Origin of the sequence: Marvinbryantia formatexigens DSM 14469, assembly GCF_025148285.1 — a bacterium.
GTDB classification, from domain to species: Bacteria; Bacillota; Clostridia; order Lachnospirales; family Lachnospiraceae; genus Marvinbryantia; species Marvinbryantia formatexigens.
In genome coordinates this window covers 4,052,935-4,066,049 of the sequence record NZ_CP102268.1, presented here as the reverse complement: position 1 = coordinate 4,066,049, position 13,115 = coordinate 4,052,935, and the positions used below count along the sequence as shown (strand labels likewise).

10 protein-coding genes are annotated in these 13,115 nt (G+C 49.5%); 1 reads left to right on the top strand and 9 read right to left on the bottom strand.

What is annotated here, in order from left to right; genetic code table 11:
* Positions 1 to 7: 7 nt before the first annotated feature.
* The 7 genes from NQ534_RS18975 to NQ534_RS18945 form a co-directional block, all read right to left on the bottom strand.
* Complete coding sequence (locus tag NQ534_RS18975; RefSeq protein WP_006861190.1) at positions 8 to 1,393, bottom strand: NCS2 family permease; 1,386 nt, start codon at positions 1,391 to 1,393, stop codon at positions 8 to 10.
* Between the two features lie 196 nt (positions 1,394 to 1,589).
* Positions 1,590 to 2,780: an acetate kinase gene (locus NQ534_RS18970; protein ID WP_006861191.1), complete on the bottom strand. Its 1,191-nt coding sequence runs from the start codon at positions 2,778 to 2,780 to the stop codon at positions 1,590 to 1,592.
* A gap of 62 nt (positions 2,781 to 2,842) precedes the next feature.
* On the bottom strand, positions 2,843 to 3,841 hold the full coding sequence (gene pta, locus NQ534_RS18965; RefSeq protein WP_006861192.1) for a phosphate acetyltransferase: 999 nt from the start codon (positions 3,839 to 3,841) through the stop codon (positions 2,843 to 2,845).
* Positions 3,842 to 3,924: 83 nt separating this feature from the next.
* Positions 3,925 to 5,301, bottom strand: a complete 1,377-nt coding sequence (locus NQ534_RS18960; RefSeq protein WP_006861193.1) for an aldehyde dehydrogenase — start codon at positions 5,299 to 5,301, stop codon at positions 3,925 to 3,927.
* Positions 5,298 to 6,515 (bottom strand): iron-containing alcohol dehydrogenase, encoded by a 1,218-nt coding sequence (locus tag NQ534_RS18955; RefSeq protein ID WP_006861194.1) that lies wholly within the window; start codon positions 6,513 to 6,515, stop codon positions 5,298 to 5,300. The genes NQ534_RS18960 and NQ534_RS18955 overlap by 4 nt, the downstream gene beginning before the upstream one ends.
* A 118-nt stretch (positions 6,516 to 6,633) precedes the next feature.
* The gene (locus NQ534_RS18950) at positions 6,634 to 8,331 is read right to left on the bottom strand and encodes an AAA family ATPase (RefSeq protein WP_074679800.1); all 1,698 of its coding nucleotides are present in this window, start codon (positions 8,329 to 8,331) and stop codon (positions 6,634 to 6,636) included.
* A gap of 153 nt (positions 8,332 to 8,484) precedes the next feature.
* A complete protein-coding gene (locus tag NQ534_RS18945; protein WP_040782500.1) occupies positions 8,485 to 9,348 on the bottom strand; it encodes a tyrosine-type recombinase/integrase in 864 nt (287 codons plus the stop codon).
* Between the two features lie 153 nt (positions 9,349 to 9,501).
* On the opposite strand from NQ534_RS18945, the gene NQ534_RS18940 reads away from it, so the two are divergent.
* Positions 9,502 to 10,221 carry a DUF554 domain-containing protein gene (locus NQ534_RS18940; RefSeq protein WP_006861198.1) on the top strand — a complete coding sequence of 240 codons (720 nt, stop codon included), beginning with the start codon at positions 9,502 to 9,504 and terminating at the stop codon, positions 10,219 to 10,221.
* A gap of 140 nt (positions 10,222 to 10,361) precedes the next feature.
* Here the strand turns inward: NQ534_RS18940 and NQ534_RS18935 are convergent, their stop codons facing one another.
* On the bottom strand, positions 10,362 to 11,813 hold the full coding sequence (locus NQ534_RS18935) for a GH39 family glycosyl hydrolase (protein ID WP_006861199.1): 1,452 nt from the start codon (positions 11,811 to 11,813) through the stop codon (positions 10,362 to 10,364).
* A 15-nt stretch (positions 11,814 to 11,828) separates the two neighbouring features.
* Positions 11,829 to 13,094, bottom strand: coding sequence for an ATP-grasp domain-containing protein (locus NQ534_RS18930; protein ID WP_040782502.1), 1,266 nt, complete (start codon positions 13,092 to 13,094; stop codon positions 11,829 to 11,831).
* Positions 13,095 to 13,115 lie beyond the last annotated feature (21 nt).

Below are 13,115 nucleotides of genomic sequence, written 5' to 3'. Positions count from 1 at the left end.
AGTTACTCTATATGAACAGATATTTCAAGATAAACAGCGCACAGAGCACATACATGACCACGCTGATTTTCTTTTCCTTTGCTTTTCCGCTCAGCACATTGATAACAACATAGGAAATCACGCCCATTGCGATTCCCTCGGAGATGCTGTAAAACATCGGCATCGCCGCGATGCAGATAAATGCCGGGATACCCTCTCCCGCATCGGAGAAATCAATGCTTCCGACATTGCTGAGCATATAGAAGCCCACGATAATCAGCGCAGGAGCCGTCGCAAAGGACGGAATCGCCAGGAAGATCGGGGAAAGCAAAAGTGAAAGCGCAAACAGGATCGCCGTCACCGCAGAGGTGAGACCGGTTCTTCCGCCCTCTGCCACACCGGAGGCGCTCTCCACAAATGTGGTAACGGTGGAGGTACCCATCACGGCGCCCGCCGTCGTCGCGCAGGCATCCGCAAGCAGCGCGCCTTTAATATGCGGAAGCTTTCCATCCTTATCGAGCATTCCCGCTTTTGTAGACACACCGATCAGCGTTCCCAGCGTATCAAACATATCGACAAACAAAAAGGCGAATACAATCACGATCATCTGCAGAACCGGAACGCCGCTGAAAGAAAACTTTGCAAAAATCGGCGCGATGGACGGCACGGAAATACCGCCGGAGAAATCCGGAAGCAGGGAGTACATACCTATCTCCGCGTTCGGAACATACAGACCGCAGAGCTGGCAGACGATACCGAGCAGCCAGGTAATCAGAATTCCCCAGAGAATATTTCCCTTCACCTTTTTCACTACCAGAATCGCCGTAATCAGCGTGCCAATCACGGCAAGCAGAACCGTGATTCCCACATCATTAAAGGAACCGGCACCGTCGTTCAGGCTCTGGAAGCTTTCCACGGAAAACAGCCCTACCAGCGTGCTTCCGTTTGCAAGCACGATTTTGGCATTCTGCAGACCGATAAACGCGATGAAGAGCCCGATGCCGACGCTGACCGCATGCTTCAGGCTGAGCGGGATGGCATTGAAAATCGCTTCCCGCACATTGCACAGAGACAGCAGAATAAAAATAATACCTTCAATAAATACCGCCGCCAGAGCCACCTGCCAGGAATAGCCCATCTGCAGTACGACCGTGTAGGCAAAGTAGGCGTTCAGCCCCATGCCCGGAGCCAGTGCAAACGGATAATTCGCAAAAAGCGACATAAAAAGCGTGCCCAGGAAGGATGCCGCCGCAGTCGCCGTAAATACTGCGCCGCGGTCCATTCCGGCTGCGGAAAGAATATTCGGGTTTACCGCCAGAATATACGCCATCGTCATGAAGGTGGTAATACCGGCAATTACTTCTGTTTTTACATTTGTGTTATTTTCCTTCAGCTTAAAAAGTTTTTCCAGCATTTTCTCTCTCCTTACAAAACCTGCGGAACCTGCCACTGGCAGCTTCCTCCGGATGCTTAGCAACAAAACAGTCCGGCGGCACGCTTTCCATCCCGCCGGACCTCTTTTCTTATTGTTTACTCTGTTCACAAAAATATCCGCAGATATACCCAGAACCCGTTACGCGCCGGGGTCTGCGCGCATTTTGCGGCAGTCCTTATACGAGCGCTACGGTCTCGCGGCAGATCGCCAGCTCCTCATTTGTCGGGATGACTGCAACCTTTACTTTAGAATCCGCAGTGGAGATAACCAGATCCTCTCCGCGCTTCTTATTCTCCTCCGCATCCAGCGTAATGCCAAGGTAACCAAGATAGCCAAGTACCTTTTCGCGGACAAGTGGCGCATTCTCGCCGATGCCTGCGGTAAATGCGATCGCATCCACGCCGTTCATCGCCGCCACATAGGAGCCGATGTATTTTGCCACACGGTAGCTGAATACTTCTATAGCCGCCGCCGCATATTTATTTCCGTCGTTCATCGCATCCTCCAGGTCGCGGAAATCGCTGGACAGCTCTTTGGAAATACCGAACACGCCGGATTTTTTGTTCAGCACATTCATCACGCCTGCGATATCCAGATTTTCCTTCTTTGCGATGTACTCCATGATCGCCGGATCGATATCGCCGGAACGGGTACCCATTACAAGACCCTCAAGCGGTGTCAGACCCATAGAGGTATCCACACATTTGCCATTCTGTACTGCGCTGATGGAAGCGCCGTTGCCCAGATGCGCCACGATGATTTTGGAATCGTTCAGATCCAGACCAAGGAACTCTGCAGCATGTTTGGAAACAAAGCTGTGGCTTGTTCCGTGGAAGCCGTAGCGTCTTACAGCGTATTTCTCATAATATTCATACGGAAGTCCATAAAGATATGCCTTCTCCGGCATAGTCTGATGGAAAGCGGTATCGAACACAGCTACCATCGGTACGCCCGGCATCAGCTCTGCGCAGGCATTGATGCCGATGAGGTTTGCCGGGTTGTGCAGCGGCGCAAGGTCGTTGCACTCCTCGATCGCCTTCAGTACTTCGTCGTTGATCACAACAGAGCTTGCGAATTTCTCTCCGCCGTGTACGACTCTGTGGCCGACTGCCTCCACCTCTTTCAGGGATTTGATCGCGCCGGTCTTTTCGTTTACAAGTGCATCCAGCACCATCTGGATCGCCTGCTTGTGCGTCGGCATAGCCGCCTCGGTGATTTCCTTGTCGCAGCCCGCCTTCTGGTAAACCAGTCTTCCGTCGATGCCGATTCTCTCGCAGAGACCCTTTGCGAGCACTTCCTCGGAATCCGAATTGATCAGCTGGTATTTCAGGGATGAGCTTCCGCAGTTAATAACTAAAACATTCATTTCTACTTTTCCTCCTGGATATTTTTCAAAGCGGCTCCGCCCAGGCAGAGCCGCAGATATTCTTAGTCCTCAGCCTGGCACTGTACCGCCGTGATAGCTACAACGCCGACAATATCGTCTGCAGAGCAGCCGCGGGACAGATCGTTCACCGGTTTTGCAATACCCTGTGTGATAGGTCCGTAAGCTTCTGCCTTTGCCAGTCTCTGCGCCAGCTTGTAGCCGATGTTTCCGGCATCCAGGTTCGGGAAGATCAGAACGTTCGCTTTTCCGGCAACGTCGCTGTTCGGAGCCTTGGAGGAACCTACGCTCGGAACGATCGCCGCGTCAAGCTGCAGCTCGCCGTCCAGCTTCAGACCCGGATTCTGCTCTTTGGCAATCTTTGTCGCCTCAACTACCTTGTCAACCAGCGCATGCTTTGCGCTTCCCATTGTGGAGTGGGAAAGCATAGCCACCACCGGCTCCTCCTGTACCAGCAGGCGGAAGGAATCCGCGGAGGATGCGGCAATCGCTGCCAGCTCTTCCGGATTCGGGTCCTGCACAAGTCCGCTGTCGCCGAATACAAATGCGCCGTTTGCGCCGTATTCGCAGTCCGGAACTACGATAAGGAAGAAAGCGGATACCAGCTTTGTGCCCGGTTTCGTTTTCAGAATCTGCAGACACGGTCTTAAGGTATCTGCTGTGGAATGGCATGCGCCGGAAACCATACCGTCCGCATCGCCCATTTTTACCATCATAACGCCATAGTAGAGATACTGGTTCAGAAGGATTTCCTTCGCCTGCTCCGGCGTCATGCCCTTTTTGGAGCGCAGCTCTACCAGCTTGTCTATGTAACCCTGTGTTTTATCGGAAGTAGCCGGGTCGATAACCACCGCGCCGGTAAGGTCCAGCCCTTCGCCGCCCTTTTTGACAGCTTCCTCGCTGCCTACCAGGATGATGTCCGCTATGCCCTCCTTCAGAATTTTCTCCGCAGCCTCAAAAGTTCTGCGGTCTTCTGTCTCCGGAAGCACAATCGTTTTTTTATTGCTTCTTGCTCTTTCTTTGATTACGTCAATAAATCCCATGATTCTTTGACTCCTTTCATTGTTTTACAATATAAATCCATTATACCCACTAAAATACAATTTTTCAACACGTAATCGCCATATTACTTCTGTATTTTTTTTAGAACAGAGAGCGCCCATTTCCGGTACGGCGCATAGCGCAGCGGCAGATCCAGCCAGAGTGCCTTTTTCATGATGCTTTTCTGGTGGGAAAAGGTGGTAAAGCTCTCTCTTCCGTGGTAGCTGCCCATGCCGCTGCTGCCCACGCCGCCGAACGGCATATGCGGCGTCGCCAGGTGGACGACGGTATCATTGATGCAGCCGCCGCCATAGGAGACGTGCGACAGAATGTATTTTTCATTCTCTTTATTTTTTGTAAACAGATAAAGCGCCAGCGGCTTCTCCCGCCCGTTCACAAAGGCGGCCGCCTCCTTCAGCGTATCAAAGGTGAGCACCGGGAATAATGGTCCGAAAATCTCCTCCTGCATCACCGGGCTTTCCCCATGCACCTGATCCAGAATGGTCGGCTCAATTTTCATAGAAACATCCGACGTTTTTCCGCCCGCCAGTATCCCGCAGTCCTCCATCAGGCGGACCAGACGCCGGTAATGCTTTTCGTTGATGATTTTCGGATAGTTTTTATTTTCCAGCGGCTCTTTTCCGAACTGCCTGCGGATTTCCTTCTTCATCGCCGCCACCAGCCGTTCCTTTACGTTGCTCTGCACCAGCAGATAATCGGGCGCCACGCAGGTCTGGCCGGCATTTAAAAATTTCCCCCAGACGATCCGGCGGGCGGCAAGCCTGATGTCCGCCGTCTCATCCACGATGCAGGGACTTTTTCCGCCCAGCTCCAGCGTCACCGGCGTGAGGTGCTTTGCCGCCGCTTCCATGACCAGCTTTCCGACGCTGACGCCGCCCGTGAAGAAAATATAGTCGAACCGCTGCTCAAGCAGAGCGGAATTTTCCTCTCTTCCGCCCTCCACCACCGTCACCAGCCAGTCCGGGTAAAGCTCGCGCACCATCCGGGCAAGCAGCGCGGATGTATGCGGCGCGTAGGCGGACGGCTTTATCACCGCGCAGTTTCCGGCGGCAAGCGCCCCGACAAGCGGCGCCAGCGAAAGCTGGAAGGGATAATTCCAGGGCGCCATAATCAGCACGACGCCGTAGGGCTCGCTGAGGCGGAAACACTGCGACGGAAACTGCGTAAGCGGCGTGCGCACACGCTGCGGCTTCATCCAGCCCTGCAGATGCTTCAGCATATACTGTACCTCGTCCAGCACGATTCCGATCTCCGTCGCATAACACTCAAACGGAGCCTTGTTCAAGTCCCCGTAAAGCGCGTCGTAAATGTCCTGTTCGTGCGCATGAATCCACGCCGGCAGCTTTTTTAGCTGCTCGATGCGGAACTCATAGCTTCTGGTAACACCCTTATTAAAATTTGCGCGCTGCCTGCTGACAGCTTCTTCAATTAAGGTACTCATTTCTTTTCCTCCATAATCTGGCGATAAAGCGTGCGGAAATCCTTTCGTCCAAAAATCACCGGCACCGGATACAGCGGGTTCGCCTCCTGCGACGCCCAGACGGCGAGCACCGGAATATCCTTTTCGCGAATGCCGCTGATTTTCTCCGGAATATTCATTTTGCGGTTCAGCTCACGTATTTTTGCAATGAAAAGCTTCGCGTTTTCTTCCTCACTGTTTTCCTCCAGGGCAATTCCCGCCACATCTGCAAGCTCAGAAAGCTTCTTATAGACAGCTTTTCCATAATAATCCAGAACATACGGCAGGATCACCGCATTTGCCAGTCCGTGCGGAACTCGGTAGGCGCCGCCGAGCGCGTGCGCCATCGCATGGACATTCCCCACATATGCCCTCGTAAACGCCGCGCCCGCCTGGAAGGACGCCTCCTGCATAAAGCCGCGCGCCTCCATGTCGTCGCCATCCTTATACGCACGGTAAAGATAATCAAACACCAGCCGCACCGCGCACTTTGCCTGTTCCGTTGTTTTCTTTGTGTTGCTGTTTCCGATATACGCCTCCACAGCGTGCGTCAGCACATCCATGCCGGTCGTCGCCGTAATCTGCCGCGGCAGCCTGCGCGTCAGCTCCGCATCGAGCACCGCGTAATCCGGAATCAGCGGGAAGTCATTGATCGGATACTTATGCCTTGTTTTCTCGTCCGTGATGACAGCGGCAAGCGTCGTCTCACTGCCGGTACCTGCCGTTGTCGGGATGGCGTAAAACGGCGGCGTCTTTTTATGTATTTTTAAAATGCCCTTCATTTTCCGGACCGGCTGATGCGGCTTTGCCGCACGCGCGCCCACCACCTTGCCGCAGTCCATCGCCGAGCCGCCGCCAATCGCCACGATTGCCTCACACTGCGCCTCCTTATAAAGAGCAAGCGCCTCCTCTATATTGGAAATCGTCGGATTCGGAATCGTATCCGCATACAGCACATACGGCACCTCATACATCTCCAGCACGTCCGTCAGCTCCAGATGCAGCCCGATCTCCGCCAGATTTTTGTCCGTCACCACCAGCACGCAATGATACGCCTCCTCTTTCAGCTTCTCCGCCAGCCGTATCAGTCCGTCCTCTCCCTCAATTACCTCCGGCGTCCGCCACGGCATTAAGTACATGCCGTATTTCATAACCTTCTGAAAAATGCGGCAGCCGCCTCTCACACAAATATTCATTTTTTCATTCTCCCTTGTATAATATTCCGGCAGCTATGAGCCGGACACTGACAGTCATTTCCTCCTGTCCGGCTCCAATCTTACCACAGTGAAGCAGACAGCGCAAGCTTCGAAAAAACTATTCCGTCATCGCCACCATACACTCCTTTTCGCAGAATGCCATGCCGTATTTCAGAATCTTTTTCATCCCTTTTCTTTTGAGACCATCCGCATATTTCCGCTCTTCAATCTGATCCAACGCTTCCGCGCAGCTTTTTTCCAGATTGCCATCGTCCGCATATTTCAGTTCTATTACGATACCTGTCTTTTCCGGCGTGCAGATGGCAATATCGCTATAGCCTTCCCCCAGCTCCGCATTGGATATTACCAGCCAGTTTTCCCGGCTCTGAAGCAGACCGAGCACCATGCCGTGATAAAAGTTTTCTTTCATGTTTCTCCTCACAGCTGTGTCCCGCACGCTGATGGAATCCCACAGATAATCGTGCAGCATTTCCTGTATCCGCAAAACATCCCCTGCCGGGAACGCCTCGCAGAAACGGTTGATTCTCGCCGTATCCGCCCGCGATATGTCCCGGAACCACTCTTTCACCTGCGTAACAAATAAGTCTCTTATCTCTGCATTTGGTATCGCCAGTTTATATTCTCTGGCAGAAATACGTTCTCTGACCGTTAGGTATCCGGTCGTCAGCAATATGCTCCATAGATTTTCGATAGTGCTGTCAAAATCCCGATATGTCAGCTCCTGTCTGATTTCTTTCTGAATCAGTCTGCCGGAAATCAACTGCTCAATCTCATCTCTCGTCGTCTGATTTGCTTTTTCAATAAAACGGCGTATCAGATCATTCCCACTCGTATTCGCCCAATAGTTTTCCGGTCCCGAATCTCTGTCCGCAAGTAATTTATCACAATAATTAATAATGTCCCACGGACAATACAGGCCAGCCTTTCCAAAAAGATACCCATCATACCACTCCTGCATTACATTTTTATAAGCCGTCAATTCGTAAAATGCAAGCATCGTATCCACATCTGCGTCGGTGAAGCCAAAATATTCGTCAAATCTGGTATCCATGACGGTATATACTTTCAAATTATTCAATCCTGTAAAAATACTTTCCCGTGAAATTCGCATACACCCAGTCAGAACGGCGAACTGCAGATTATCATTCGTTTTCAACACATTTCCAAACAGACTGCGGATAAAAGGTATCATCTCATCATAATATCCGTTCTGATATGCCTTATCCAGCGGCACATCGTATTCATCAATCAGAACAATCACCTTTTTCTCATAATGCCTTGCAAGAAGCTGCGTAAGCGTCCCAAGGCTTTCTACAAGAACGGCATCCGGCACCGTAAAAATAGCGCCATTGTCATTTCCAACCCGGATAAGCTGCATATACATGGCACGTTCCTCTTCTGACAGCTTTGTACTGTCAGCAAGGAAGCGGAATCGCAGTGCTTCTTTTCCGATTTTATTGCAAAGTGCATTTCGCGCAGAAGAAAAATCCTCTCCGCTTACATCTTTCAGCGTCAGCGATATTACCGGATACTGTCCCAAATGCATTTCGCATAACTCTTTTTTTTGCGAAATTTTCAGACCATCGAATAAATTTCTGTCACTGCCTATCTCAAAAAAGTTTTTCAGCATATCCATGATAAGCGTTTTCCCGAACCGGCGCGGGCGGGTAAAAAGATTGACTTCGCCCCAGTTCTGCAGAAGCTCCTCTATGAACATTGTTTTATCTACGTAATAAAAATCCTCTGTGATAATTTTTTTAAACCCGTCAACTCCAACCGGCAGTTTTTTCAGCATACGAAAACACACCTCTCTGATAACACATATAATACACCGTACAATTTTCTGCTATGTATTATTATCATACTATAAGCGCCTTTTTATTTCAAGCAATCATCCGGCTTCCGGGCTCTGAAATTCAGAAAACATACGCACTATATGGTTCTTTTTTCATATCACAAGCTTCAGATTGTCAATCTGCTTTGCCTGTTCTTCACCGTTTACCATTGTATAAATGCGGGTCGTATCAATGCTTGCGTGTCCGAGAATATCCGCCAGATGTGAAATATCTTTTTCCACATCATAATAAGTGATAGCAAACAGATGGCGCAGGTTGTGCGGGAATACTTTTTCCGGATTTACCCCGGCAGTCTCGCACAGCGCTTTCATATCGTGAAATATGTTGCTGCGGTCCAGCGGCTTCCCGCTCCTGCTCACAAAAATGCAGCCTTCTGAGATATTGTGCTCTTTCACGTATTTCCGGAGTATACGGCATAATTCCGCCGGAAGCAGTACAACTCTTGTTTTTCCCTTCAGGGAAACCGTTGCTCTGCGACTGCGCAGCGCCTCCACTGTAATAAACTCCAGCTCGCTCACACGTATCCCGGTGGAGCAGATGGTCTGCATAATCAGTGACAACCGGACATTTCCCTTTTCCCAGGCGGTGCTTATCAGCCGGTAGTATTCCTCTCTGGTAAGCTCTCTGTCACTTCGCCGGAAGGATTTTCTTTGCACCTTCAGGGATTTCACCACGCAGTCATACCATCCGTACTCTTTGAAAAAACAATTTAATGCCGCCAGCATGGAATTTACGCTTGCCACGGCGTACCGCCCCATCAGGTACTGTTTGTACGCAATTACAACCTCCTTGGTAACCGGACATCCTCCGCCCGTATACTCCCGGAAAGCCAGAAGGTCATGCAGGTACTTCCGGACAGTGGCATCGCTTTTCTCATCCCTGCGCATCGATTGCTCAAACATCCTCAGTCTTTCTTCTGTTATAACATGTTCCATTTCATTTTCCTTTCTTTTCATCTTTAGTATTTCCCTGTTTTCTAGTACTGTATACCAACCATTATACGCGAATAGCATTTGCTCACACGCGGTTTACACAGTAAATGCTTCTTTACATCAGCGGTCTGCTGATGTATAATTCGAAACAGAAAATACGAACAGGAAAAGAAATGTATGGGCACACTGATTAATGTAGCCGCCGTCATACTTGGCGGCGTCCTCGGCAGATTTATCAATGCCGGGGCAATAAAAAAATACGAAACATCTCTGATGCACGCACTCGGACTCTGTACGCTGTTTATCGGTATCAGCGGCGTTCTTTTGGAAATGCTGGTGTACGAAAACGGCGCTTTTTCAGTCACCGGAACGATGCTGATTATTTTTTCGTTGGTGCCTGGCACCCTGATCGGGGAGCTGCTGCGGATTGAGGAGCGCCTCACGGTTCTTGGCGAGCGCATCAAAAAAGCGGTCGGCGCCTCTAAGGATGCGCGTTTTGTGGAAAGCTTCATGGCAAATATGCTGGTAATCTGTATCGGCGCTATGGCAATCATCGGTCCGCTGCAGGACGGTCTGACAGGCGATTTTTCCATGCTCACCGCAAAAGCAGCGCTCGACTGCGTGATTACACTGATTTTTGCCTCCACAATGGGTATTGGCGCGGCGTTCGCCGCCATCCCCCTCGGCATTTACCAGGGAAGCATTACACTGCTTGCACACGTCATCCAGCCGTTTCTGTCGGATGCGCTCATCGGTGATTTATCCATGATGGGCTCGGTGCTGATTACCGGCGTGGGCATCAATCTGCTCTGGAACAAGGGCATCCGACTGGCAAATATGCTGCCGGCTATTCTTGGACCTGTGATTTATCATCTTGTAATTCTGCCGCTGCTGTGAAAAGAAGTGGTCCACTGAGAACGTTTTTCGGGGTTCAGAAGTATATTACGCAAAAATCGCAGAGATATCATGAGACAAATGTGTTTGTCCCATGATATGAAATTAACTAAGATAAATAACAATAGAAATGCAACATCTGTTTATTTCAGTTCAATATACATAATTTCATAAGGTTCAAGCTCAATTTCCAGACGGTTCATCCACAAAAAGCATGTGCTTCCTTCTCCTTCCGGGTTCCCGGCGCTGTATCTGGTAATTACTGCCCGGTGTTTCCATCCGGTAAACTTCAGGCTGAATGACAGAGCCGCTTCTGTATCCGGATTATAGTTTGTAAGCAGGATGCCATTAGTACCCCCTGCTGCTGCACATACATACAGTCCATCCAAATTCGCTTTTTCCGTCTGACTGCCAGTGACAGTTACCTGCCGGCTCTTTTCTGTCAACTGCCGGAAATTTGCAAAGGCATAATACCCCGGCAGTAATTCTTCCTCCGAAAGATAAAGACCGCACCAGGCAATTTGATCAGAAACGAATTGTCCGTCATAATACATTGCCATATCCACATCGTGCTCCTGCATTGTAATCATACTCGCAGCAATAAATGACGCGCCCTTCTGAGAACGGATTACTTCCCACGTTTCTGTGTAGTCCGCTTCATTCCATCCTGCAGTATAATTCCATTCACTGATCACACTAAGCGTATCTTCATACCCATTTGCGTCCAACGTGCTTCGCACAAGATCCGCTTTCCCTGCAATGGAACCGGGAGAATCCGAATAGGTATGCCAGCTAAAAAAATCAAGAGGGGTTTCTGTTCCATCCGCTGTAATCGCCAAAAGGAACTCTTCAACCGCCTCTTCTGAAACGGAAGAAAAACCGCAGCCGCCGATTTTAATGTCCGGATACCTTTCCTTTAAATAACGTGCCGTCACTTTATACAACTCGTAAAACTCTTCCGGACTTCCCGTCCACATCCTGCCGGTATCCGGCTCGTTCCAGATTTCCCAATAAGTAATATCCATATGAAATCCGTCATTCCACCCCTCATTATAGTGACGTATAATGTGTTCACAGACAGCGGCCCATTTCTCATAATCCTCCGGCGGATGAATATACTGGTTCTTATCACGTTCCCGCCATACCTCGTCTATCTCATCCCCGATCGGTGCAATAGATTCTCCAAGGCGCAAAAACACCTCTGCTCCCGCATCTGCAATCGCAACAAGATACTCGTCTGTTCCTTCAAAATTGTACGCATCCGGATCTTCCGGATCTTTTGAAAAGTCCGGAAATATACAGTGAATATCTATAAATCGGTCACTGCCGTAAGGATACTCTGAATCATGCGTACGCACAAAAGGTATTTCAAGCTCACGGTAAATTTCTGTTGCATCCAGAGACCACTGCCCGTCTCCCTGATACCCGGATTTCGGTCCGTTATTTATGCCATTGACCGCACGGATCTCCCCTTTTCCCTCTGAAAAATCAACCAGCACATCCGCTGTCTCTGTAAAGTACGGTATGGCAATTCCGATTACCAGAAATCCGGTCGCCAGTGCTGTTATTCTTTTTAAAAAACTTTTCTTTTTCATTCTATTTTCTGCTTTTTATATGTCGCGAAGTATTTCGCGAACAGTTGCTCCGTCAAATGGTATCAAAAGATTATTTCCGTCGTGGTCACATATTTTCAGCAGAGACTGAATTTCTTTCAGTCTGTCGAGTAGCGTCGCCTCCTTCTCCGCCCAGATTCCAAGATAATAAGCAAGCTGATACATATCCTTTGATTCTTTGATCTCATCTCCTATATGAAAACGCTCAAGAGAAACATCTACCCCCTCCATACACCGTACTGTCTCCAGACCGGAAATAGCATCTATTTTACCGGCTTTGACCAGCGGCAAATATAACGCCCCGACACCGTTCTTTTCCGGCAAAATAATCTGTTTCGGTGAGAATGGCCTGCCGAGCGCAAGATCAACCATTCTTTCTACTTTGCTGTAGCCGTCAATCCTTTTCTCTGTAGTCCATGAGCCAATTCCGTCTATCCGGTATCCAAATTCCAGAAAGTAATACTTCCCGTCACGATAAATCGCCTGCAGGAAAGCAGCTCCTAAATAGCACTGCATTCGTTGAAATAGTGCATCTGTTTTGTCGGCGGTATCCCGCAGATATTTTTCTTTGTGCCTGCTCTGCTGCCAGATAAAACAAAAAATGGGACGATTATTTACAGAAACCGGCAAAAGGTCGTTTATGCGGCAAAAAACCGGATGCCCATCCAGGAAAAAGTATTCCATTGATACTTCTTCACCCTCTATAAACTCTTCCACAATAACCTCCTTTTTCTGTGAATACTGCAGCGCTTTTTCATACGCTGTGATCAGTTCTTCCTCACTGCCGCACAAAGTTAAACCTCTCTGCGCGCAGGCATCCACCGGTTTTACAATCACCGGATACGAAATTTTCGCGAACATCTCCTGTGTATATGGTTTTTTCACAAAATACCGCTGTGGCACATCCAGCCCGACTGCCATGCAGTGTTCCTTGAATCTTGCTTTATCCCTTGCACACGCCCATCCTTCTTCGGAAGCATAAAAAGGCAGTTCCAGCCGCCGCGTCAGTTCCCTTGTCATGTCCAGACAGAATTCGTGATTGCCGGCATATATCCCGGTAATCTGTTCCTTTTTGCAACGCGCCTGCAGCTCATCCAGGTTCTTCACGTCAATCTGCCAGACATGGTCTGCCATCTGTTTCACCGGACTGCTCCCAAAAGGTCTGGCATCCGTAATAATTGTTTCCACGCCAATGCTTCTGGCATAGGCTACAGCATCCCTGGTACTTGTATCAATTCCCATAAATAATAATTTCTGTTTCATAATCAATGATTCCTCTCTCTT